Here is a 24,484-nt window from a genome sequence, read left to right as displayed (position 1 = left end):
CAGAAATGCGAAGCTAAACGTTCCCAGAGTTCTTGCTCTCAGAAAGAAACGTCTCTAAGTCGATAGGAAGAAAGCGTGCCCTGCCGATCAACTTGCGGCTCGACAAACTGCCGTCGGCAGCGCGGCTCTGGATCGTGTGGACGGACACGTCGAACAAGGACGCTACGTCCGCGTTGGTGTAGGTCGGCTGCAACGTGAGGCCCTTGATGCGCAATAGGGCTTCGAATAGGGGATAAGCTGGCTGGTTGACTGTGGCGTCGCGATCGATGTTAGTGATTTTCGCGGTGTTGTCGACCAAACGCTGGGCGTATGCAGGTGTGATCGGGACTTTGGCTGTCGAAACCTGGGACATAGAGTGCTCCTATCGTGGGGACCTTACAACGCCCCCGACACAACCCAATACCCAGGCAAAGCGGCCGAGGGTGATTATGCTGCGCTTTTTTTTGAAAAGTTGGATACGGTTGCACATTACCCGCCGGATCATGTCGACTGCAGAAACCTATCCGTTAGCGGTCTATTTTGGCTGGCGATAATGGGGACTAATAGGGACGGGCCGGTATTAGACGTGGGGCGTTCGCGCTCTGCACGTATACCAAACCTGGAGTAAAAGATGTCCATGGAAGTCAGTCCCTCCAACAAGCCTACCCCTGTGATGTTAGTCACACAGGCCGCCAAGTCCACTCAGGAACCCGCCCATCACACGCCTGCCCAGGTTGGATCTTCAGTCGCAGCCGGAACAAAACAGCCTCCCCGGGGCACAACCTCGCAGACGAACCAGACAGCGTCCGTCGGCACCGAAAAGTACAAGCTGCCCTCCGCAAACGGCGGTCTCGGAGAACGGACCGGCTCAGTCGCGACAAACCTCGCGACAGTTCCTGCGGCCAACCCTGCTCCGGTCGCTACAACAGCCTCGGTGACGGAGAGTGGCGAAGCGCATCAGCCTTCCGAAATGCTCCAGAATAAGGATCATGGGGAGCCGACGTCCGAATCTGAAAACCCAGGCGAGGAAGTCGTAAGGGAGACCGCACTGGAGACACAGATCACAGAACTCTGGTCTTCCCAGGAGCGTAAGAATGACTCGCTCCGCCGCAACCGCGCTGAACTGGCAACCCTCCGCAATTAGTTGCCGAGCGCCTCCACGAGTTGAAGCGGCTGCTTGCTCGGACCGGACGCTCCGGAAAGTGGGCAGAGTTTTTGCGGCGCGAGAATATCCCACGCGCCACAGCGAACCGGTACGTTGAGAGGTGGAAGCTTTCAATGCAGCCGAAGGATGAAAAGCGGCTCACTGAGTCGTTTACTTTGCCCTCTAAGGAAGAAATTGCTCAGATGGTGAGGAAGCTGAAACCAAGGCTGGAACCTGTGCTGACGGCGCCGGAGTCCGTGACGCTGTTCATGACAGAACTGGCTGCAGCCCTCCAGCCCGCTAGGTCTGCTGAATAACTCCAGCAAAGCCTCTCGACTCGACGATGACCGGTGATGTCCCCGCGCATCGTCGAGACGAAAGATGCTACTGGAAGGGAACCACCGCGCGAGGATTGAAGTATCAGCGGACGGGGACATTTCTTCCCTCGCGTATTCCGTAGACACCGAGTACTTACAAGTAGCCGATCTACTTAGCTATTCGTCGGTCTTCGGCGCCATACCTTTCTTATTCTTAGACCACCGAGTCTCAGCAGCCTTTCTAGCAATTTCGCTACGACGAGCCTTTGAAAGAGTGTCCGCTCTGGCCCGTCCCCCAAGCAGTCCGCCCTGGGTCGCTATCGCACTACGCTGCTCGGCACTTAGAACCTCAGCCCGTCGCGTGCCGCCTCGGCGGCCGAGGGCTACCGCGTTCGGATCTTTCGGCTTGCTTGGAGGTTTTGCTTTCACACATCAAGACTAGCAATCTATGGCCGTGTAACCTCATTGCTTGACTTACCGACAAGTTAAGCACTCGGATATATGAATGACTACAACGAAAAAGCTTCATATGACACTGATCGCAAGATGGACGCCGAAACAGGACCCAGCAGTGAAGGACCCCACTCGGTGGGATGGGAGGATGGCTCTCCCGCCACGTTGCAGGACTATCGGGAGCATGCGGAAGACACCTACTCTCTTGTTGTCAATCGTGCGCAGGGGTTTGAACAGCACATCTTCCCCGTTATCGTCGGCGAGGTGCGCTTTGAGACGAACGTTGGAGATTGGGTGGTCAGAGGTCCAGGCGTAGTCACAGCGGCCTGTGATGTGAAGAACCCAAATGCTCCCGATGATGAGATCTACGCCGCAATAGCGACTTTCCCAGTGGCTTATAAGGTTCGCATCATCCGTTCGTAACTGCTTTTTTCAGGTTCGAGCTGCCGCAGTAATCCCGAAGACGATCGCGAGGGATCAACTCAAAATGACCATCAGAGGAACATGGAGGAACCCAGCTCTAGCTCGCTGCGACGGGAAACAGGCGTATCAGTACTCCCGGCAAGCTGAGAAGGTAGCGCGGAAACAAAGTCAGAAGACTGGTGATCTGGTGATTACCTATCAGTGCCTAGACTGCTCTTGGTTTCACATAGGCCACGCTGACGAGTCACAGAAGATTATCCGCCGTCCTCCAGATCCGCCATCATTTCCAGTAGTCTGCCCGCGTTGCAAGCAACTGATAAGGGAGGAACGTCGCGAAGCTTTTGGCTCAGCTTTTAGCCGGCCCCTTCACCGATACGGAATGCTAAAGTCTACGCCAGCTTGTCGGTTTGTTTCTTCCGTCGCTTGCAGGTCGACTGCGCTCAGCGGGATTTCCAGACTGCGTCCCGCTGCCGCTGCATCCAGGACATAAAGTTTAGTCCGAGTCATTGCATAGTTGTGAATTTGCTGCGAATGCCCGTCCTTGAAAATCAGTGTCAGGGCAGCCATCGAAAGTGGCTCGGAGGGAGCGGGCGGCGGAGGAGGCACATCTTTCGATTGATATTCCGGTATTTGTCCTTGATCTCCGCTGCCATAGTCTGGCGCTAGATCCGGCTGAAGGTAGTTGTTGTCCTGATTCGGTTGCTGGTCAAGATACGGTGTTCCGTCGTTTGCGTTCAAGCCATTTGGATAACCCCAATAAGAATTCAGCAACCCGGGCACGAAATATGTCGAATTAGCATAAAAGTAGGGCGCGTAAGGCCGGCGGTAGCGGCCTCCATAGGTAGGACCCCACGTATGCCGCCAGTTTTGTGAAGGTGAACCGTGCCAATTTCCATAGGGCGTTCGCGGTCTTGAAACACCGCCGGGAGGTATGAACGTATTTCTGCGATATGTATATGTCGGCAATGCGTTGAACCTGTGCTGAGTCAACGTTCCAACAGGCCCGGAGCGAACGCCGGAAGTGAATCCTCCGCGGTTGAACCCGCCACCTATATGCGGCGAAGGAGCAAATCCGCGCGGACCAGAAAATCCCCTAGACTGACCAGATGACGTGGCACGTTGCGCGTGGCTGGGAATCGCACTCAAGCCAACTACTAGAGCAATCATAAGCAGGCGGCACATACCCACCTCCCCGATACTCATTAGACTCCCCTTCCACCGCTAGAGGTCCACAAATTCGTGGATAGGTCACCGAACCTCCGAATAGTTCCTGTGCCGTTTTCTGCAACCCGCCCTCTCGAAAGGCTTTCCGCGCATCCGCTATTTTCTGCTGGTCCGCCGCCTTCAAACGAGCCCAGACTCTGCTACTCTGCCGAGCTCTGTTCAACCCAGTCCCTCGTCCGAAACCTTCCAATTAGTTGTGATTTCAATTTGAGTACAGTGGAGACTGCCGCACCCTCGGCAGATCTCCCCGATCGTAATTAGATCGAACACAAAAGAAAGGCTCTCGAATGAGAGCCTTTCTTGCGAACTGCGAGAATATCTAATCATCGTTTTTATCAGTTGAGAGTCGCATGACGCGGGTTCCCCAATTTCCTAGAGCTCCGCGAGTGGCGTTGCAGGAGCCGAACGGAGAAGACGTCCGATACTCCGGAAGGCTGCAGCTTTGTCCGACATACTCTTGAGCAGCAAAGATCTCGCTGCCCACAACCGCAGTCGCCCCATAATCGCCCCACCGGGGACGGGTCGGATCCCCTACCTGTCCCTTGTAGCCTGTGAAGCCATCCTGTGCGCCGATTCCATGAGCAGCAATATGTATATCCCCTGCGCCATGCGCCTGATTGACGTTGACATACGCAAGACTCGGAAAGTCATTAGAACCAGTCAAGGTAAACGAGAGAATCGCTTTGCCTTCACTGGTGACGCCAAAAGTGGGATATGTGAGATCCGCTTTGGGCGTTGCGACGTAACCTTGGTCGAGGACCTTGCCGCTTACTAATTTGTCAGTCGTCTTCGGCTTGATGATGAAGTAAGCGATACCGTCTGAACCAAACGTCTTTCCATCGAAGGAAACCCCGGTCCCTAGAGAGCCCCACACTTTTCCGTCTGCGAAATAGACTTGCGTCATTCGAGAATCATCGCCGTCCAGAGGACTGATTACTTCGGTGAACGGGTCAGCGGCGCCAATGAGTATTGGAGCGCAGTTTGGATCGTTGAGGCATTGTCCTTGAGGCCAGTCGACGTTTCCACCGCCTGGCTTCTGGCCAACACCATCGGTTCCTACGCCGGGCTGCCTTGCGAGGCTTGGAATGCCATAGCTTTCCGTCGAAACGGCGTTGTTGAGCAGAATTGGAGCTTTGTGGCGTGCGAGGTTGTGAGTGTCTGTCAATGCCCACAACTGCACCCGCGAATCGACGCCGCTATCGGCGAAGACAGCCGTTGAACTGAGAAAATACTCCGTTCCGTCGCCATCATCTTCGCTTCTGCCGGGGGAAATCGCTGGAATGACCGCAAAGCCAGGAAGACCGGTAGCTGATGCAAAGTTCACAGCACCGGTGTTGTACTGGAAGATCGGGATGCTGGCATCCTTTGTGGCCAGGGCGTCCTTAGAAATCGCATATATCTGTGCACCGATGAAGCCAGGCCCAAACAGGCTGAATTCGTTTGTAGTGAGATAGATTCCATTGCTGTCTGCGCCAATGTGTGGATAGTCGCCCAGGCAAGGCCCCGTAGTGCTTTTTTGCGGGTCCAGTATGCATCCGTGGTTTGGTGTTCCATCGGTTCCATCGTCCTGCACGGGAATGCGATAGATTGTCCATTCGCCTAGCGGGTTGGGTGTATTGCTCACAGCCAAATCCAGGTGATTCTTACCGCTTAAGGCTTGACTGATGGGTACTGCGCGATCAAGAGTCAGCACCACATGAAACCAACGCTGAGTTTCGCGATCGAAGTAACAACTTGGATCCGTAATGGAAGGGCCATACGTTACTGGACTGGCGGTGCGATTGACCGCAGCAGGGTATCCATAGAACGTGTTCAGGTCGACTACACCGATGAGCGGATTGCCTTTCATATCGAAGATGCGCAAAACATCATTCGCCGACTCGAGAACAAATCCATTACCCGCGCAAAGACCCTGGTCTGGTGGCTCGACGGAAAACTGATTTCCATTGTTGGCAAAACGCTGATCGTGGAAGTTGAGACCATCGAAGGTAGCTTTCACTGCATCGTGGTCTTCTCGATCGCGCCTATGTTCCGCCCGATCGCCATGACCATGCCGCCCATGTCCCATCTTGCGATTCAAAGTCGTAAATCCAGTCGCATCATTGCCAGCGTCAGCATCACCGCTCAATGCCGAGTCGATTTCAAGTTGCCCATTGGCGTTTACTCCTAGCGGAGCTGCCTGCGGAGTGGTTGTGCCGCCACTTGCAATGAGTCGTGACTGTGAGTGCGCGGTAAGGATTGGAAAGCAGAAAAGAAGACTGAAAGTGACCGCCTCAAGCCCAAAGCGTTTGATCTTCATGTGCGTAGTACCTCCAGGAGTGTTGTGGCGCTCTTTCGCGCGTTAGCCGAGCGTTCTGGGAGATTGCAATTCACGATAGTTCCTGACCAAGGAAGCCCGGGTTGTCCAATCGCATCGACTTCCATCAGGAGGAGCGGTTCGAACAGGTTCTAGAAGAGCAGGGGCAACTATACCCGCGAAAACGCCAAGTTATCTAAAATTATTTTCGTGCCTAATAAATACTTTGTCGTTGATAAAACTACTTGATAAATAACCACTTACATGAATAATTCGAAGCCCCAGCCGGATCGACCAACAATCTCATAGGTCGCAGAGAGGTACGTTTCGCCCTAAGGAGTTCGCAGATCAGGTTCAGAAACTGATACTGAAATTCCTAAGTTGCCCTTCGGTCCCATGGGGTCAGGACGTCGCCTCATTCAGCATTCGGATTGGTCGTCACAGTCTGAAAAGTTCGAAAATCGTCCACTAGGGCCGAGCAATTATTTCAATCACTTAGCAATCCGGTTTAGATGAGGTGGGAACAACTCAGGGAACCGAAAGGAACACTAGCGAGTTTCCGCTAAGTACGAGCTTCTGTTCTGGTTCCTGAGGCACTTACACATAAGCCGCGATTGCGTCTTATGTCCCCAATGTCATCAATGGAGAAGAGTACCGCAAGAGTTCCTGCTCGTCTTCACTGATGCGCCAGCTGACTGCAACAAAGTCGCCAGTGTGCGGCGGAAGCTAAGCGCAGCGACCGCGAGCAATTTCAGAGATATTCACGGCTGCAAGCGGGCACCCCAGATCTAGGTTGACCATCTCATTAATATCGGGGCCGATCCGTCTCTTGGAGTTCACGGAGGGTGTCGCTTCCGTCTTTGAGAGACACGCCTGTAGCTCCCAGGACACGAGCCTGGGTCAGCAGGTGTAGTAACCGAAAGACGGCCTGGTCATAGGTCAGCCCGGCCGGACGGATGTTCGAAACACAGTTTCTCTCAGAATCCATGCGGCCAGCCCTGGGCAGGTAGGTCAGATAGGCTCCAAGACTGTCGGGCGATTTCAGCCCCGGTCGCTCGCCAATCAGTACCAGAACGGCTTCGGCCCTGCGAAGCTGGCCGATCTCATCGCCAAGCGCAACCCGAGCCTGTGTCGCGATGACAACCGGATCGAGTGTCCACTGGGCAAGGCCATCGCGCAGCAGCTCCAGCAACGGCAGGGCATGCGACGCTGGCGCTAGCGCCGAGAGCCCATCGGCGACTACCACCGTCAGCGTTGCACTCTGCGCGTCGTCGTCTGCCCGTAACGCCGGGACACAGGCAGGATCAAGCGATCGTCCGAGATCCGGCCGACGCAGATACTCCGATCGGTCACGTGCACGGCTCCATGCAGACAGAGTGCGGAAGCCGGCGGCCGCAAACCGTCGCTCCAAAAGAAAAGTGTCGAGGGCCGTGTGGATGGCGTCTCGCGCGAGCGCATGATCGCTGTTGAACTCGAGCACCGAAGCCGTCGGCATACTCGCCCCGGCCCGGCCCATGGCGATCCGTGCCGAAGTCCATTGCGTCAAAGAGTGCCAGGGCTCAACTCTCGAGGGGCTCTCGCTCACGAGACGCTCCCCATAACGCTGGCAGGCAACAGGCGTTCCAACGATGCTCGTGAGAGCGTGAAGTTGTCAGCTGTATCAACGATCTGCATCGCCCGCAGCCAGGCCTCAAACTCAGGCGCACGCTTCAGGCCCAGCACGCTGCGAACATACAGCGCATCGTGGAACGAAGTGCTCTGATAGTTCAACATAATGTCATCTGCACCCGGCACTCCGATGATGAAATTAACTCCTGCTACACCCAGCAGCGTGAGCAGGGTATCCATATCATCTTGATCGGCCTCAGCGTGATTGGTGTAGCAGACGTCGCAACCCATCGGCAGCCCCATCAGCTTGCCGCAGAAGTGATCCTCCAGCCCTGCGCGTATGATCTGTTTGCTGTCGAAGAGATACTCTGGTCCGATAAAACCGACAACCGTATTTACTAGCAGTGGACGGCAGGAGCGAGCTACCGCATACGCCCGCGTCTCGCAGGTCTGCTGATCGACGCCGAAGTTCGCTCCTGCCGAAAGAGCGCTCCCCTGGCCGGTCTCGAAGTACATGCAGTCGGTGCCCACGGTGCCCCGGCCCAGTGCCAGCGCAGCCTGCTGCCCTTCGCGCAGCAGGTCGAGCGTGACGCCAAAGCTCGCATTGGCCTTTTCACTTCCGGCAATCGACTGGAAGACGAGGTCGACCGGAGCACCCTGCCGGATGGCCTCGAGCGTGTTCGTAATATGAGTAAGAACACAGCTCTGTACCGGGGCATCAAAGCGGATACGAAAGTCATCGATCAAATGCAGCAGCCTGATGGCGGAGCCGATGTTGTCGCTGGCAGGGTTGATGCCAATCACCGCATCGCCGCAGCCATACAGGATGCCGTCGATGATGGAGGCGAGAATCCCCTTCGGATCGTCAGTGGGATGATTCGGCTGCAGGCGTACGGCCATCGTTCCCGGAAGGCCGATCGTCGAACGAAACCGGGTCACTACGCGGATCCGGCTCGCGGCAAGAATCAGATCCTGGTTGCGCATCAGCTTTGAGACCGCTGCAACCATCTCCGGCGTAAGCCCTCGGCTTACGGCTGCGAGTGCTTCCACCGTCTGCGATTGTTCAAGCAGCCATTCGCGAAGCTGGCCCACCGTGAGATGCGCGATCGGCGCAAACGCATCGACGTCGTGCGTGTCCATGATCAGACGCGTCACATCATCATCTTCATAGGGAATCACCGCTTCATTCAGGAAATGCTTCAGCGGCAGATCAGCCAGCGCAAAACGGGCCGCGGCGCGTTCGATCTCTGATGTTGCAGCGATGCCCGCTAGCTCATCGCCCGATCGCGCCGGTGTCGCCTTGGCCAGCAATGTCTTCAGGTCGTCGAACCGGTACACGGTGCCCTTGATCGTGTGTGCGAAGGCCATCCTCTCTCCTCACGCGCCCGAAGTGCGCCTGGTGAATCGAAGTAAGACATAACCTACGCCAAGCAGGCCACAGAAGGCCAGTGAGATGGTCCTGTTGTAGTAGATGATGCTGGCCAGACAGATGGCGACCCCGAGCAGCGTCCAGATTGGAGCGAAGGGATACAGTTTTGCACGAAACGGCCGTACCATCTCTGGCTCAGATCGTCTCAGTCGAAAAAGAGCGAACATGCTGACCGCATACATTACCAGTGCGCCAAGGACCGACATGGTGACGATGTTCGCTGTTAGCGGCTGCCCACCGATCGTGATCCACGAATCGCTGTAGATGGCAGCAATGCCGATTACGCCGCCGGCTACGATCGCAATCCACGGCGTGTTGAGACGTGGATGAATCCGGCTGAACAACGAAGGCAGGTAGCCGGCGCGTGCGAGCGCAAAGATCTGCCGCGAGTAGCCGAAGATGATTCCGTGCAGCGAGGCAATCAGGCCAAACAGTCCAAGCCATACCAGCATGTGCAGCCAGTTGCTTGCCGCGCCGACGATCATCTTCATCGCCTGCGGCAACGGATCGTTGATGTCGGCCAGTAGACGCCAGTCTCCCACGCCTCCGGCAAAGAGCATGACCCCAATGGCGAGCGCCAGCAGCGTGCAGATGCCTGCAATGTATGCGATCGGAATCGAGTATGACGGCCGTTCGGCCTCTTCGGCAGCCATCGCCACGCCCTCGATGGCAAGGAAGAACCAGATCGCAAATGGCACAGCAGCGAACATGCCGTGGAACGCTCCCGTCGTGAAGCTCTCTTGTCCCGCCCAGCCACCGGCGACGAAGTTGTTAAGACGGAACCCCGGAGCAACAACGGCCATGAAGACCAGCAACTCGATAATCGCAAGCACCGTAATGAAGAGCTCGAAGCTCGCCGCGATCCTCACACCGATGATGTTGATTGCCATAAAGACCAGATAGGCGAGGACAGCCGCATGCTTCGGCGACAGCGAAGGAAACTGCACGTTAAGATAGGCCCCGATGGCCAATGCGATGGCTGGCGGTGCGAAGACAAATTCGACCAGCGTCGCCGCGCCTGCGAGGTAGCCTCCGAACTCTCCAAATGCACGTTCCGCATAAGCGAAGGGGCCGCCGGCGTTCGGGATCGCCGTCGTCAGCTCCGTGAAGCTGAAGATGAATGCGGCATACATCGTTGCGATGAAGAGGGTTATCGCGAGAAAGCCGAGCGTGCCTGCGCTCGCCCAACCGTAGCTCCAGCCAAAGTACTCTCCCGAGATGACAAGGCCAACTGCAATTCCCCAGAGCTGCCAGGTATTCAGTGTCGCTTTCAGGTGCGAGCTATCGTCCAAGGTGTCTCCCACGACCATTATGCTCATGCGACGGAATATGCAGTTATCAAAAATCGGCAACCGGAGCCGCGATTCTGCAACAGGAATGAGGCAGAGTTGTCATTCTTATCGTTAGCGTCACGTTGTTATGGTATTGTCCGAATCGTGGAGCCTGCTCGACACTCCTCCCCGAATGCTGCGTGGTCGATGCCCGTATCGCCAACTTATCGTCATGTCTCCGACGATCCCAATACTCACGCAGACAATCTCATGGGATGGTCGCAGCTCTATGATCAGCTCTCGGGCGGTGGTTTCTCAGGAGAGATCAGCGGAGTTTGCTTCAACTCGATTCATCTCTTTCGCGAATCCACCAATCTAAGCCTGCGTCAATCCTGTGTCGTACGCTCGAACGGTTGGTGGTTCGGCCTTCCTGTCTCCGAGCGGGAATCCTTCCGCCTCGACACCCGGCGCGTCGAAGAAGGAGCGGTTGCAATACGCCGAGGGCATCAGCCTTTTGAGCTGATTACGCCGGCCCGCTTCAGAATCTTCGGTCTCGTCATCAGCCATCGCACACTCGCAGAACACTTGCGCTCCGTGCTGCCTGAGGAAGACGGTCTCGCCCGGCTTCGGTGCGAGATTTTGCAGGGCAGTGCCGCGCAGAGTTCTCTGCGGCACCTCTTCGGCGAAATCCTCGAGGAGATCAACCGAAGACCTGAGGTGCTGAACTCTGCGGGGGCCTGCCGGGCGATGCAGAACTCGGTCCTCGAAGCGGTCACCAACCTCTGCGCCTCGGTTGAGCAGGCGAAGGGGATGCCCCGCAGCGAGATGCAGCACTCGCAGATCGTGCGCAATGTCAGGCTGTTCTTGCTCGATAACAATGATCGAGCCATCTCTGTTCCTGAGCTTTGTACGATCTTTCACGTCAGCCGCAGAACGCTGCAATACGCGTTCGACAGGGTGCTCGGCATTGGCCCCAACGCATATCTCAGGATCCTGCGACTCAATGGAGTGCGTCGCGATCTTTGTCGAAGAGAGACGAAAGTCTCTGTGCAGCAAGCGGCCTCCGACTGGGGCTTCTGGCACCTCAGCCAGTTTGCCAAGGATTACCGAACATTGTTCGATGAGCTGCCCTCGGCAACCGTGAAGCGGAGCGAGAGCGTTGCTCCCCAATAATTAATTTCACCGATTATTCATCTCATCGCTCGGAATTTTGCCAAAATTCGATAACAGTCTTTCAGGTGCCATGGCTATGCTGCACTACATAACTATGCGCCGCCAAAAAAGATTCTTTCCCACTGCTCTCGTCGCCCTTTGCCTGTTTGCGTTCGCTGCGCTGGGTCTTCACGCTCAGTCCACGCAAGGCACGATCCTCGGAACCATCAAAGACAGCAGCGGTGCGGCCGTGCCCGATGCTACGGTCGACCTGATCAGTGTGGAGACGGCAGTCAAGAAGACCGTCAAAACCAACGAGGCGGGCAACTTTCAGTTCCTGAACCTCACCGCTGGTCAATATAACGTCGAAGTCACTGCCCCGGGCTTCAATGTGCAGAAGATCACGCGTCTGCGACTGACAGCGCGTCAGGAGTTGCGTTCCGACGTTATGCTCGCGGTCGGCAACGTCTCGCAAGAGGTCTCGGTCAACGCCGGCGATGCAGGCACGATCGAGACCGATACGCCCTCGATCGATGCGACGCTCTCGAGCACGGCTGTGAGAGACCTGCCCGCCAACTACCGCGCCAGTTCCAGCGGAACCAGTCCCCTCTCAATGATTCAGACTCTCCCTGGCGTGCAGTCCGACGGTGGCTCGACGCCGACCTACTCCGTGCAGGGCGGCCTGCCCTTCCAGACCGACGTGACGGTTGACGGCATCACGACACGCAGCGCTACAGGCGGCAACTCGCCGATTGCGAACGCTTTCCCCTCCGGCGACTCGATCGCTGAGATGCGCGTTGATGGCGTGATGAACAGCGCAGAGTTCGGCCAGCCGGGCGAAGTCACCACCACGACCAAGGGTGGAACCAACACGCTTCACGGTGGCATCTTCTGGTATCACCAGGACTCCTCGTTGAACGCCAAAGACTACGGTGCGCTCTCGAAGGCACATCTTGTCACCAACGACTACGGCGCCTCACTGGGCGGCCCGGTGGTGATTCCGCATCTTTATAACGGGCACGACAAGACCTTTTTCTTCGGGACGTACGAGGGCTACCGCAGCCCACGCACCACCTCCGAGCAGTACTACGTCCCCACCGCGGCGATGAAGAAGGGCGACTTCAGCAAGGTCACCGGGCTGACCTCTCTGACGAACCCCTTCACCGGCGGAACCTATGCGCTGAACGCCGTTCCTATCAATGCCGTCGCGCAGAAGTTCCTTACCTTCTTCCCCGACCCGAACATCGGCGACACTTCGACCTATACCCCCGGTGCCTACAACTACTCCACCAACAAGGACACCTCGCTCTTCTCCAACCAGTTCGACATTCGTGGCGACCAGTACATCGGTCAGAAGGCTCTCGTCTTCGCTCGCTTTACCTGGAAGAACTACAACCAGAACACGGCAGAGCCGCTGCTGGTGCCCTCGAGCACAACGACTTACCAGGACCGCATCTTTCTCGTCGCCGCCAACTACAACTTCACTCCGAGCCTGATCAACGAGTTTCGCTACGGCTTTACCTTCGACAGCAACGGTGCCACCAATCCCTACGACGGCAAGTCCTTCACGCAGAACTCCGGCTTGCAGGGCCTGCAGAATCTCTTCTACAACGGTCTGCCAGAACTCGACTTCGCCTACCTCACCGATCTGAATCCTGATCGACTCAGCTCGGTCACCAAGTCCCGCACGCACGTCTTCACCGACAACTTCACGTGGGTCAAGGGCCGTCACACGATGAAGTTCGGTGTGGATGTCCGCCGCATGCAGGCCGTCACGCCGCTTGGGTTCAACGGCGCTGACAATTACGGCACCTTTGACTACTCGCCCGCCACCTTCACGGGCAACGAGTTCGCCGACTTCATGATCGGCGCACCCAGCACAACCTTCTACGACGTCGTGCAGGCCGACAACGACGGCATGACCATGCACTATCACGCCTTCGCGCAAGACCAGTGGCGTGTCAGCGATCGCCTCACCCTCAGCTACGGTCTGCGCTACGAGTATCACCCGGCCTATCACGACCCCACCGGCAATATCGGTAACTTCGACCCCTCCATCGCGAAGTCGGGCCGTGTGGTCTATCCTGACGGCTTCGGCTCGCTGGTCTCGCAGGACTACCTGAAGAGCTTCAACTCCTGCGGTCTGGGCCAGACCTCGGGTGTTGCGGCGCAGAACGGCGCTCCCTGCACGCCTACGGTCAGCAACTCGCAGGCCGGTCTTCCCAGTGGCCTCCGTACTGCGATCAAGACCCGCTTCGCCCCCCGCTTCGGCTTTGCGTATCGCCTCACCGACGACAACCGCACCGTGATCCGTGGTGGCTACGGTCTCTATAACATCACGTTGCTTGGTTCGAACTTCTACTCGCTCACCGGAACGCTCCAGGCCAACACCGTACAGTATGCGAATACCAAGACGGCAAACGGCCCCTCTTACGTGTGGCCCAATATCTACGCCGGTTCGGGCACCAGCTCCGCCTCCGCCGGATACGGTCAGGCCTACTTCGGTACCGCCAATGACATCAACTGGAAGGACCCGTACTCGCAGCAGTTCAGCCTCTCCTTGGATCGCGATCTCAGCCATGGATACGGTCTTCGCGTCTCCTACATCGGCATGACCACCAAGCATCTGGTCTGGGCGCCGAACCTCAACGATCTTCCGTACTCCTCGACCACGTCGGCCGCAAACCAGCCGCTCTCCGCGCGTCCGTTCCCCAACTGGGGCATCATCAACACCCGCTCCACCGGCGCTGACTCCAACTACCAGTCCGGGCAGGTCAATTTCAACCACCACACCAACTCCGGTCTCACCTTCGATTCGACCTACACGCTGGCCAAGAACCTCGCCGACAACCAGGGACCCGCCAGCTCGAGCTTCGCCAGTGAGTCCGGTGGCAGCCGAGCCTCCTACGCCGGCGATCCCAATGTCGACTTCGGCCAGGTCTATGGCAGCAGGAGGCATCGTTGGAATACGACGCTGCTCTACGCGCTTCCCTTCGGACGCGGCAAGCAGTTCGGCGGCAACATGAACCGGCTGATGGATGCGGCCTTCGGCGGATGGCAGATCAGCAGTATCTTCCTCGTCCAGACCGGCCCCTTCCTCTCGCCCTACTTCTCCAGCGGTCAGGGAGACCCCTCCGGTACCGGCTCGGGCCTCACGAACGCCGCCAACGGCGCCGCTCTTGGAAGCCGTTCGCAGAAGGTTGACCGCGTCGTCGGCGTGAGCGCCGTACCTGCTAACCGTACCGCCGGCAGCTGGTTCAACAAGGCCGCATTCACCTGCCCCGGCGATCCCAGCTGGGTCGAGGGAACGCCGTGCCACACCGGCCGCGGACAACCCGGTGACCCCGCGCCGATCGGACGCTTCGGCAACTTCCAGAACGGCTCGCTCGTCGGACCCGGCACCCTCAACCTCTCCGGCGGACTTAGCAAGAGCTTCGCTATCACAGAGCGTGTCTCGCTGCGTGCCGAAGGAACCTTCACCAACGTCCTCAACCACACCAACCTCGGAAACCCGAACATGGACATCTCCAGCAGCACGTTCGGGCAGATCACCTCGGCAAGCACCGCTGACTTCGGCAGCCCCCGCACCGGTCAGGTCGCCATGCGGCTGCAGTTCTGACAAACTGAAAACGAAGTAGCGAGGGAACCGGAGACACCCTTCGGTTCCCTCTTGCGAGAGAACGATGAGAACCAGACGAGACTTTCTTCGTATTGCAGCAGCGGCAGCTGGAGTAACCATGACGCCGCCGGCCATTCAACGGGCACTTGCCATCCCCGCCGCTCGCCGCACCGGCACCATCAAGGATGTAGAGCACGTCGTCATCCTCATGCAGGAGAACCGCTCCTTCGATCACTACTTCGGATCTCTGCGCGGCGTTCGCGGCTTTAGTGATCCTCGTCCTGCGCCTCTGCCCAACGGAAAGCCGGTCTGGTATCAGCCCACCGCCGAGACCAAGACCAAGAAGTACCACGATCGCGGTCTCTCCCCTGACGCCGAGCACGTCCTGCCCTTCTACATCAATCCGCAGCAGACCACCGAGTTTCAAGCGGGCACCGATCATGGCTGGAGCAGCGGTCACCTCGCCTGGAACAATGGCCACTACAACCAGTGGGTCAACCAGAAGCAGGATGTGCTCACGATGGGCTACCTCAAACGCGAGGATGTCAGCTTTCACTACGCGCTGGCCGACGCCTTCACGCTCTGCGACGCCTATCACTGCTCCGTCCACGCCAACACGTGTCCTAATCGCATCTACATGTGGTCCGGCACAATGGATCCGCGCAACTGCTACGGCACCAAACCGAATGGACCAGGGTTCGACGAGAGGCATCATACCAACGGTTACACCTGGACGACCTATCCCGAGCGCCTCGAGAAGGCCGGAATCTCCTGGAAGGTCTATCAGGGCGGCAGCGGCGTTCCCGGCACGCCGACCGACAACTACACCGACAACTCGCTCGAGTTCTTCGCGCAGTACCACGTTCAGGAGGGTGCCTCCCCCACGAGCCCGCTCGTCATGAAGGGTGTCTCCGACCGCACGCTGAGCGGGTTCAAAGAAGACGTGCAACAGGGAAAGCTGCCCCAGGTGTCATGGGTCGTTGCACCCTACAAATACTCTGAGCATCCCGAGGCCTCGCCAACTGACGGAGCTTACTACATCTCGCTTGTGCTCGATGCCCTCACCTCGAACCCCGAGGTGTGGAGCAAGACTGTCTTGCTGATCAACTACGACGAGAACGACGGCCTCTTCGACCATATCGTTCCGCCCATGCCTCCGCGCAGCAGGGACCGCAACAAGCACGGCCTCGTCTCGAACGATCTGCTCGACAGCCTCACAGACGAGTTCATCGATATGGACAACCATCCCGAGGAGCGGCGGCCCATCATTCCTGGCGCCGATCCCGGTGGCCTGCAGCCCATTGGACTCGGGGCGCGCGTGCCCATGCTGGTCGTCTCTCCCTGGAGCACCGGCGGCTGGGTTTGTTCGCAGGTCTTCGATCACACCTCCGTGCTGCAGTTTCTCGAAAAGCGCTTCGGCATCGAGGAGCCCAACATCAGCCGCTGGCGCCGCTCCATCTGCGGCGACCTCACCTCGGCCTTCGACTTCTCGCAGACTCCGGTAACACGCACCACATCATTCCCTCCGCCGCAGCCGATCAAGTCGCTGCATCAGCCCTACAGCGTTCCCGCCGTGCAGACCATGCCTGTGCAGGAGAAGGGGACGCGTCCCGCACGTGCTCTGCCGTATGCCCTTCAAACTGCCTGCCACGTCGAAAGCGACCGCATCTCGATCGATCTCATCAACAAAGGCAAGGCAGGAGCCGCGTTCTACATCTACAACGGCATAACACCCTCTGACGAGCCGCGCCGCTACACCGTCTCCGCGGCGGACACCCTGACCGACTACTGGACAGTCGCCTCCGGTCAGCCCTTCGATCTCGCCGTCTACGGTCCCAACGGATATCTGATACGTCAAAGGGGAATCGCCGGATCCCAGGAGCCCGTCGTCACCCTTGAACCCGACGACTCCGGCCGTTCGCTCCATCTAACGATGCACAATCCATCCCATGCACCTGTCACGCTTGCGATTGCCGAGAGCTACACCATGCTCGAAGAGCACAAAGAGATCGGTCCGGGCGCCGAAGTCTCCATCCGGGTCCCACTCCCGAGCGACAGCCGTTGGTACGACGTCAGCATCATCAACCCCGACGTCAAAACGACCTTCCTGCGGCGCTTCGCAGGTCATCTCGAAGACGGCAGGCCCAGCACCAGCGATCCTCACCAGTTTGTGTAAGGGGGGAAGATCAGCATTTTGCCTTGCACTGGCATGAGATAAGGCTCATAGAGCCTGCCCCTAGCGCTCATTACTGCTTCAGGTAAACGTAGAAGCTGAGAGGGTTTAGTAGACAGCACTCTCGCTACCGTCTTCTAAGCCATGAAAAGTTCGAAAATCGTCCACTAAGGCCGACCATTCTTCTAAATGAGTTTTTCGCAGATCATGTCGAGGGTCGTGCGGCGGGTGCGACCAACGATGTGGCCTCAGTCGAAACACATCGCGAAAACGGCTCTATCCATGCCCTGCTTCGCTACCTTTTGGTTCCCATTCCGAGAATCAAAAGGATAAATTTTGCAAGAGATTTGCAAGAACGTTTGGGCATTCTGGCACTTTTGGCGCTTCCTGCACCTTTTAGAATCTGTAAGTTACAGATTCCATTAGCGATGCGGGACACCGATCCCGTCTCTGGTCACCATTAGAGTGAACAGCTTGCTACATCCAAACCGAAGCCTCGAGGGATATATCTATATTCTATATATTGTGGTCCTTGTGTACCTTGTTTGTACCGCGCACGCTTGCAATCGTATGGGTGTGGACCGCTCCAAATCTTTGGCAACGTGAGTGGTGCCCGGAGGGGACTTGAATCCCACGACCGGATAAGGTCTGCGGATTTTGAGTTTCCTACGAAGCGTGTAAATTTATGAAAACAAAATGCCAGCGTAAGTGAGCGTACCCATAAGTAGCTGAGCGACCGTAATTTACAGCAATTTGTCGCAAGCATTCAGATCTGATGTGCGTACCGCTACTGTACCGAAAATGTAACTGCAAGCGGCCTATTTTCTGCCGTTTGCAATTCCGGGTTCAGCGCTTGAAACGATTCTACGGTGCTCGATCATACACGATTCTACTGCTCGTGTTCGATCGACAGGACAACTTGGGCCTCAGGAATTTTCGACTGCTTCGAGAATGATCTTGTAGACGTGATCGAATCCGTTCACGAGGATTCCGAGAGAGGCATAGATGAGAGGTTTGCCGTTCAGCCTCTCCCATGGGAATGGGAATGGAATGGACGCATGGCCTTCGCTCTCATGAAAGGGGCCGGCTTATGGCCACACCCTTTAACCACACTGCGGATGGATTCGACACGCAGTTCGGTGCCCCTGATCCACGCCGGCGGGGCTCATCAACCTGCTTCATCAGGTCACCGCTTCTCCAACGTCGATCTCGAAGATGCCGGTTTCGAGATTGACGGTAGCGAGAGTTTGAACTTCATTGCTACTCCAGTGGTACGTCACGGGCGCCCAACTCGTCTCGCGGCGAATAACCGATCAGAGAAGGAAATTGAACATGAGTGCAGCGGAAACATAGGCGAAGATCATTATCGCCAATTGCGAGAATCCGATGGAGCATAATGCGATCGATATAACTGCGCACATGTTGAGTCGCTGACGCAGAGCTCGGCGTGACCACTCCGATTGTCCGGTATGTCCGTGCGGCCTTGCTTCGTTCATGGCAGATTCTCAGGTTCCATGGGGACTGGAAAGCCTTGCAGGGAGCTGTCAATGAGCCGGCGTGGCGCTCGAAGCCGAGTTCATATCTTGTCGCAATGGACGACAAAATGATCCCTCCGGCAGCGCAGCCCATGATGGTAAGTCGGGCTGGTTCTCAAGTGATAGAAGCACCGGGCAGTCATGCAATTTACGTCTCGAATCCTGAAGTGGTCGCTGCAGTAATCAAACAGGCCGCCGAGAAGGTCGCCGGTTCGACACGATAGAGTAGGAATCGATCAAGTGCACCATCGTCCGACCATTACAGGTCATGATGCGGCGCACTTTTTCCGGACCAGGTAGACGCTCACTTGCTTTCTTATCGCAAATCAACGTTGACAAACAAGGCTCCGATGCGGCTGTCGCACGCGCGTAAGAACTCGGAATCATATTGCCGCAGACACTTCCGCGACTGCGGTTGGCAGAGTGAAATGAAACGTCGCGCCTCGTCCGTCGTGGGATGTGGCCCACAAACTGCCACCATGCGCTTCCACGATTGAACGGCTGATAGCCAGCCCCATGCCGCTGCCATGAGGTTTAGTGGTGAAGAAGGCATTGAAGATCTCGTCCGCTCTTCCGGCAGGCAATCCTGCTCCGGTGTCGCTGACTGAGATCAGCACTTGATCGCCCTCGCCTGGTCCCGTCTTGACCGTGAGCACTCCGCCGGTCTCCTTCATCGCCTCGATACCATTGAGCATGAGGTTCATCAGTACCTGCTGCAGTTGCACCCGGTCCGCAGTGATTTTAGGAAGATCGGCGGCAAGGTTCGTACGAACCGAAACGGCATACTCGTTGGCTTCGCCCCGCAGCAGCAGAACCATTTCGCCGATGACCTCATTTATCGCGACCAACTCCCGTTTGGGAGGGTCCTTCTTGTACAACGATCGCAGACGGTTGATGATTTCCGAGGCAAAGGTGCCCGCCTCGATAATTCTTTCCGTCCCCTTGCGCACCTCCGTCAGATCAGGCGGGTCGCGCTGAAGCCATCGCAAAGATGCCTTGGCATTATTGGTTGTGGCCGTGATGGGCTGTGCGAGTTCGTGCGAGATGGAGGCGACCAGTTCTCCGAGTATGCTGATTCGATTGGTGTGTGCAAGGTCTGTCTGTAGCTGTTCCGCACGCTTTCGATCTTGAATGTCGGTCGCCGCACCGTACCATTTCACGACCTTTCCTCGCTTGTCCCGCAGCGGCACGGCGCGGCTCAAAAACCACCGATACTCCCCGTCGGTGCGGCGGAAACGCATCTCCTCCTCGAACGGCTCACCACTGGCAAAGCTCGCGCCCATTCGTCGTACAATTCGATCCCGATCTTCGGGATGAATAGCAATTTTCCCGACTTCCTCCGTTTTTCCCAACTGCGACAGGCCGGTATACTCGACCCACCGTCGATTCACAAATTGAACGGCCCCGTCGGGTCCAGCGATCCACGCCATCGCCGGAATAGTCTCAATGGCTTCGCTAAGTTTTCTTTCCTCCCGCCGCAATTGTTGCACTCGGAGTTGATGCAGCCCCCAAAAGAATGCCAGAAATGCAGCCACGCACGACAATCGGAACCAGTAAGTTTGATAGTAGGCCGAGGCGACGTTCAAAGCGATCGCAGTTTCTGGCCCGTTCCACAGCCCCTCGCTGTTGCTGGCGACTAGCCGAAATCGATAGGAGCCGGGCCCAAGGTTCGTGTAAACGGCTTCTCGCGCTGCAACCGGCTGGCTCCAGCTACTGTCGAAACCTTCTAGAAAATATCGAAAGCGAATCCGCCCGGGCGCCACGAGGCTCAGCCCCGTGTACTCAAATGTGATTCGCCTGGGAGATGGAGGAATTTGAACGAAGGCGGCGAGGTTTGCGGTGCTGTTATCGGCGGTGATCGCCTCGATGTGAGGCAGCGCGGGAACTGAACTGTCATTGATCTGAGATGGATTAACAACCGACACGTCGCGGCTGAGTGAAAACCAGATCCTGCCCGCTGAATCCGAGACCACCGAACGGCTCCGCTTCACTCCTTCAGTGCTCTCGAGACCATCGGCCTGGTCATACTCGCGAACATCTACTGCTTTCACAACACCGCTTAGCAGTTTGTCGCGCGGAACGCGCAAAACATGATCTGAGGTCGCGATCCACAGCCAGCCGTTTTTGTCTTCTTCAATGCCAAATATTGGTGCTTGCAGGGACTCAGGTACTCCGCGGGGCACATGCACATGCCCATCACTGAGGAAAGCGAGACCTTCGGCCGTTCCTATCCACAGGATTCTCGTTGAATCCTGCAGGAGGCAGTTGACATCCTCGGAGGGTAATCCGTCGTTCCCGGTGTAGGTTCGCCACCCCTTCTGCGACATGGCACTGACACCCTTCGGGGTCCCGAACCACATCGTTCCGTCAGGGCCCTCGACAATCGACGATATTGTGTTCGCCGCTAACCCGTCTGTAGTCGTGTAATTTGTGAAATGACCGTTCTTTAGCTCGCTTACACCACTGCTGAGGGTCCCGGACCAGACGGTACCATCACGACTCCGATAGACCGCGTACACTCTGTTTTGTGCGAGGCCGTCTGCCTGCGTGTAGGTCTTGGCTGTAAACGAATTGCCGGAGTAGCGCAGATGGGTGAGTCCACCCTGTTGTCGTCCCACCCAGACATCATCCTCGCCAGTTCCGGTAATGGAGTAGACGACATCATTGGCGATCCCATCGGCAGTGACAACCCCACTTTTTCCTTCCTTCAGCCATCGCAAACCACCCTGAACGGGCGCAATCCAAGTGCGGCCGCCGGAGTCAACGTGCAATGGTCCCATACTCTGCGATTTCAAATTGGGAAGAGAGTACGTAACGAAGGCGCTGTCTCGCAGTCGGTCGAGGCCGCGCGCGCTACCGATCCAAATGTTTCCCTCCCGATCTTCGAAGAGCGCAGCTACCGGTCCAGTGGTTTCGTGAGTACTCAGTAAAGAAACCCCGTTCGCGTTGTACCGAAACAGTCCGCGACTCGTGCCAACCCAGATGTTCGAGTCCCGGTCACGAAGAATGGAAAGCACGGCGAGATTGCGAAGAGATGACGGTACACCCGCCAAAGTAAACTCTGTTCCATTCCAGAGCAGCACACCCTTCGCCGTTCCGACCCACAATTCTGAGTTTTGAAGAGGAAGAAGGCAGTTAATGTTCGTATCAACCCGCCCATTCAAGGCGCTCGAAACGCGGCCTTCCTGGAGATAGAAGAGCCCTCGACGCTCCGTGCCAAGCCAAATCTTTCCATCGTCAGTCTGCGCCATGGCGATTACCACCGGCGCCGCTAGACGATCAAACCAACTAAAGGGAGTTGCTCGCTGGTCAGGAGCTTCGCTGTTCGCGACTCCTGTAGCGTCGGTGAGAAGAGCTGCGGACGACAGGGTTCGAAATCGGTTGTCACTGTGTGTGACAGTTCCCTCAGCTAATGACGAGAGCAAAACCGCACCCGATGTCCCCCGTGCCATTGCCGTTGTGCCGTTCTCAGACCAGCCGCGGATAAGCTCGAAGTTCCCATTGTGATAACGAAAGACTATGGTGTTTTGTAACAAGATCCAGAGGTGATCGCTTGCGTCAACCAGGAGTGTTCGCACGGGACCAATCAGCATTGGATCAGGGTGGGCCCGCTCGAACTGGTGAAAATTCAAACCGTCGAAACGAACAAGACCTTTATCTGTCCCAATCCAGAGATAGCCATCGGAAGTCTGTGCGATGGCCGTTATAGATCCGCCCGGCAAACCTCTCTCAGTTCCCCACGAGTCGTGGATATATTGCGACACGGTCCGGGTGGGATCGAGCGCAGATGCCGAAACAGCGAAGCAGACGGCCGCGAGTCCGGCAATGGCACACCTGAGTAGCCAGCGCCTTCCAAAACCGTCCTCACGGTAGATATTCAAACTTCTCAACCACAACCTCGCTTGGCTTCTGCATAGGATTTTTGTCGGTCGCAACGACGAAAAATATCAGACGGGGCATTGCCTTACCCGGTGACGGTATGCCAGACGTGAACTCATGTTCAGCAACGAGTTGCGCTCCCGCACCTGCAGATCTTCCGCGAAAGGTCTCGAAAGTCGCATGTCCAGATTCCCAGCGCAGGACATACGTCAAGGTGCCTGAGGGCGCCTTAAAAGCGAACAGGTTCCCAGGAATGTAGAGCGGTTGAATTACATATTGTGCATTGTTCTTATTCGCAGCGTCACGCCGGCCACCGACCTCTACGTCCATCTCGCGAAAGTGCTGCTCGCTAGCCCGTTCGTCGAAGATAAACATACTGAAGGCCGCGGCGGGTTCTAAGTGAGAAGTATCACGCACAGTTACCGAGTACGTGCCGTACCCGAGACTGCGATTTAAGAATATTTCTGCACACGACCACATGCCCGATTTCTTCTTGATCTGCATGTGGAGCGCCCCGCTCGCATCGGTCCATGCATTTTCAGGATCGTAGAGGTTGTTCATGCCTCCCTTGTCACTCGCAACCGTGCGAACAGCCCAATCATGGTCGCTGAATTTAAGCGATGCGGTCGGGGCAAATTGCGGCGCGCCAACGCCCTTCACAATTGTTACGAGAGCAACGGAACCGCCTTGGGTCGGAGCTAAATCCATGATGGGCGGCGGATGATAGTCCGGCTCCACCAATAACGCAGCATACTCAAATCCGAGATGAGTTTCCGTGCTCCACGTCGAGTCTGCTTTGATGGGAATGAAGGGATGATCAGGCCAGGGCTGCACCCACCATTGCCCGCTGTGCGCATAAATAACAATCTGCTGCTTTGGTCGAGCGTTTCTTACCCGTCCAGAGATCGTGTCGACTCTTTCTCGTCCACCTTGCGCTGGCGGCGGAATATGGGTGAACTCGATCGAAGGTCCGGAATTGGCTTTATGCGACTGGCAACTGTTCAGCGCAATGCAGAAAACCAGCAGCAGCGATCGTTGCAAGAAAACTGGTACTAACAGTCGCAGTTGCATGTAACCCCTCAAGCGGTCGCAATTCCCGACGGGGACAAAGGACCGCGCTCGTTGGTGTGTTTTCCTCACAGCACCCACATTTTACTGGTAACCTTCCGGACCTTGTCAGCAAGTCAACTTGGGGTCACTGTTCGCTGCCAACTGCTCGCTGATCGCTCGCGACGATTCGTCCCTTGAAGCCGCGCCCAAGATATCCAAACATAGGCGATCCGCAGGTGATGGCGTGAACTCTTACAGTCGTTTCGGATACGTTCGAATCGATCAGCGATGCGGCCCTGTCCCATACGCGAAAGTCGTTCTCAATCTCGTGGTGCCGCCTGTTGAAGACGCGAGCATACCAACTGTAATTCGCACCGTCTATAGGACGATCCTCAGGTCATCAAGATGTTCCCAAGGATTGTAGTCTGTTTCGGATCTGCCGCGACGATCTCCGGAAGTCCATGAAGCGGACCTCGAGTCTGATAGAAATTGATAGCGCTTGCTACGCTCGCCGGGATGATGGCCCCCCTGCTGCCAGGTTTCGCAACCGTATCTATTTGGATTGTGAGTGCCACGGGAAACCCCATTTGCCCGAGTGCTTGGGCGAATGGGACTGTCTCCGCAGCACCCCAGCTGTGTCCGTAGGTGATGATTGTCGATTCCCTCTTTTCGTTGGGCGCTACAACCCCATCACCGTCAGAGTCGAGCATCCGGACCACCTCATGAAGAGCCTTCCTTCCATGGTGTTCCCAAACACTACAGCTTCGATGAGCGGGTAGCGATCGCGAAGGGTAGGCGGCGAACTGCACCTTAGGGTGCTTCACATCGTCTTGGCTGACAAAGCCTCCAACAAACCCAATAATGATCACCTTCCCACGGGCGGCCCCGGCCGGCGGGAAATGGACCCTCGGGACCGAGACTTGCGGGGCGCC

Annotated in this window: 16 protein-coding genes; 8 read left to right on the top strand and 8 right to left on the bottom strand. The window is 56.8% G+C overall.

Annotated elements, in window-relative coordinates:
- Positions 1–13: 13 nt before the first annotated feature.
- Positions 14–352 (bottom strand): helix-turn-helix domain-containing protein, encoded by a 339-nt coding sequence (locus tag BDD14_RS00580; protein WP_130417127.1) that lies wholly within the window; start codon positions 350–352, stop codon positions 14–16.
- Positions 353–610: 258 nt separating this feature from the next.
- Between BDD14_RS00580 and BDD14_RS00575 the strand changes: the two genes are divergently transcribed.
- The 3 genes from BDD14_RS00575 (at position 611) to BDD14_RS00565 (ending at position 2,316) form a co-directional block, all read left to right on the top strand.
- Entirely contained in the window at positions 611–1,123 is a 513-nt protein-coding gene (locus BDD14_RS00575) for a hypothetical protein (protein WP_130417126.1), read from the top strand.
- Between the two features lie 134 nt (positions 1,124–1,257).
- Entirely contained in the window at positions 1,258–1,440 is a 183-nt protein-coding gene (locus tag BDD14_RS00570; RefSeq protein WP_130417125.1) for a hypothetical protein, read from the top strand.
- Positions 1,441–1,941: 501 nt separating this feature from the next.
- A complete protein-coding gene (locus BDD14_RS00565; protein ID WP_165419838.1) occupies positions 1,942–2,316 on the top strand; it encodes a hypothetical protein in 375 nt (124 codons plus the stop codon).
- A 366-nt stretch (positions 2,317–2,682) separates the two neighbouring features.
- Here BDD14_RS00565 and BDD14_RS00560 read toward each other — a convergent pair whose 3' ends face one another.
- From BDD14_RS00560 to eat, 5 genes are all read right to left on the bottom strand, one after another.
- Complete coding sequence (locus BDD14_RS00560) at positions 2,683–3,096, bottom strand: hypothetical protein (protein WP_130417123.1); 414 nt, start codon at positions 3,094–3,096, stop codon at positions 2,683–2,685.
- Positions 3,097–3,859: 763 nt separating this feature from the next.
- On the bottom strand, positions 3,860–5,839 hold the full coding sequence (locus BDD14_RS00555; RefSeq protein ID WP_130417122.1) for a hypothetical protein: 1,980 nt from the start codon (positions 5,837–5,839) through the stop codon (positions 3,860–3,862).
- An 802-nt stretch (positions 5,840–6,641) separates the two neighbouring features.
- Complete coding sequence (gene eutC / locus BDD14_RS00550; RefSeq protein WP_130417121.1) at positions 6,642–7,421, bottom strand: ethanolamine ammonia-lyase subunit EutC; 780 nt, start codon at positions 7,419–7,421, stop codon at positions 6,642–6,644.
- Positions 7,418–8,812: an ethanolamine ammonia-lyase subunit EutB gene (locus BDD14_RS00545; RefSeq protein WP_130417120.1), complete on the bottom strand. Its 1,395-nt coding sequence runs from the start codon at positions 8,810–8,812 to the stop codon at positions 7,418–7,420. The genes eutC and BDD14_RS00545 overlap by 4 nt, the downstream gene beginning before the upstream one ends.
- Positions 8,813–8,821: 9 nt before the next feature.
- Positions 8,822–10,165 carry an ethanolamine permease gene (gene eat / locus BDD14_RS00540; RefSeq protein ID WP_242617632.1) on the bottom strand — a complete coding sequence of 448 codons (1,344 nt, stop codon included), beginning with the start codon at positions 10,163–10,165 and terminating at the stop codon, positions 8,822–8,824.
- A gap of 186 nt (positions 10,166–10,351) precedes the next feature.
- On the opposite strand from eat, the gene BDD14_RS00535 reads away from it, so the two are divergent.
- The 5 genes from BDD14_RS00535 to BDD14_RS34120 all read left to right on the top strand — a co-directional run bounded on the left by BDD14_RS00535 (position 10,352) and on the right by BDD14_RS34120 (position 18,847).
- The gene (locus BDD14_RS00535) at positions 10,352–11,317 is read left to right on the top strand and encodes a helix-turn-helix domain-containing protein (RefSeq protein ID WP_130417118.1); all 966 of its coding nucleotides are present in this window, start codon (positions 10,352–10,354) and stop codon (positions 11,315–11,317) included.
- Between the two features lie 76 nt (positions 11,318–11,393).
- Complete coding sequence (locus tag BDD14_RS00530; RefSeq protein ID WP_242617631.1) at positions 11,394–14,915, top strand: TonB-dependent receptor; 3,522 nt, start codon at positions 11,394–11,396, stop codon at positions 14,913–14,915.
- Positions 14,916–14,979: 64 nt separating this feature from the next.
- Positions 14,980–17,091, top strand: coding sequence for a phosphocholine-specific phospholipase C (locus BDD14_RS00525; protein ID WP_130417117.1), 2,112 nt, complete (start codon positions 14,980–14,982; stop codon positions 17,089–17,091).
- Positions 17,092–18,146: 1,055 nt separating this feature from the next.
- Positions 18,147–18,485 carry a hypothetical protein gene (locus BDD14_RS32275; protein ID WP_207231644.1) on the top strand — a complete coding sequence of 113 codons (339 nt, stop codon included), beginning with the start codon at positions 18,147–18,149 and terminating at the stop codon, positions 18,483–18,485.
- Between the two features lie 50 nt (positions 18,486–18,535).
- A complete protein-coding gene (locus BDD14_RS34120; protein WP_423201738.1) occupies positions 18,536–18,847 on the top strand; it encodes an alpha/beta fold hydrolase in 312 nt (103 codons plus the stop codon).
- 159 nt (positions 18,848–19,006) lie between these two features.
- On the opposite strand, the gene BDD14_RS00505 is transcribed toward BDD14_RS34120, so the two are convergent.
- Together BDD14_RS00505 and BDD14_RS00500 are read right to left on the bottom strand one after the other, a co-directional pair.
- Complete coding sequence (locus BDD14_RS00505) at positions 19,007–22,504, bottom strand: two-component regulator propeller domain-containing protein (protein WP_165419837.1); 3,498 nt, start codon at positions 22,502–22,504, stop codon at positions 19,007–19,009.
- Complete coding sequence (locus tag BDD14_RS00500) at positions 22,488–23,573, bottom strand: glycoside hydrolase family 16 protein (RefSeq protein WP_130417115.1); 1,086 nt, start codon at positions 23,571–23,573, stop codon at positions 22,488–22,490. Before BDD14_RS00500 ends, BDD14_RS00505 begins: the two co-directional genes overlap by 17 nt.
- Positions 23,574–24,484 lie beyond the last annotated feature (911 nt).

It is taken from the genome of Edaphobacter modestus, from assembly GCF_004217555.1.
Lineage (GTDB): Bacteria > Acidobacteriota > Terriglobia > Terriglobales > Acidobacteriaceae > Edaphobacter > Edaphobacter modestus.
This window is presented reverse-complemented; position numbering and strand designations above follow the sequence as displayed.

Coding starts and splice junctions, on each gene's coding strand:
- BDD14_RS00575 (WP_130417126.1), top strand. CDS start 611: ATGTCCATGGAAGTCAGTCCCTCCAACAAGCCTACCCCTGTGATGTTA.
- BDD14_RS00570 (WP_130417125.1), top strand. CDS start 1,258: ATGCAGCCGAAGGATGAAAAGCGGCTCACTGAGTCGTTTACTTTGCCC.
- BDD14_RS32275 (WP_207231644.1), top strand. CDS start 18,147: ATGGCCTTCGCTCTCATGAAAGGGGCCGGCTTATGGCCACACCCTTTA.
- BDD14_RS00525 (WP_130417117.1), top strand. CDS start 14,980: ATGAGAACCAGACGAGACTTTCTTCGTATTGCAGCAGCGGCAGCTGGA.
- BDD14_RS00565 (WP_165419838.1), top strand. CDS start 1,942: ATGAATGACTACAACGAAAAAGCTTCATATGACACTGATCGCAAGATG.
- BDD14_RS00500 (WP_130417115.1), bottom strand. CDS start 23,573: ATGCAACTGCGACTGTTAGTACCAGTTTTCTTGCAACGATCGCTGCTG.
- BDD14_RS00535 (WP_130417118.1), top strand. CDS start 10,352: ATGCCCGTATCGCCAACTTATCGTCATGTCTCCGACGATCCCAATACT.
- BDD14_RS00545 (WP_130417120.1), bottom strand. CDS start 8,812: ATGGCCTTCGCACACACGATCAAGGGCACCGTGTACCGGTTCGACGAC.
- BDD14_RS00555 (WP_130417122.1), bottom strand. CDS start 5,839: ATGAAGATCAAACGCTTTGGGCTTGAGGCGGTCACTTTCAGTCTTCTT.
- BDD14_RS00580 (WP_130417127.1), bottom strand. CDS start 352: ATGTCCCAGGTTTCGACAGCCAAAGTCCCGATCACACCTGCATACGCC.
- BDD14_RS00530 (WP_242617631.1), top strand. CDS start 11,394: ATGCTGCACTACATAACTATGCGCCGCCAAAAAAGATTCTTTCCCACT.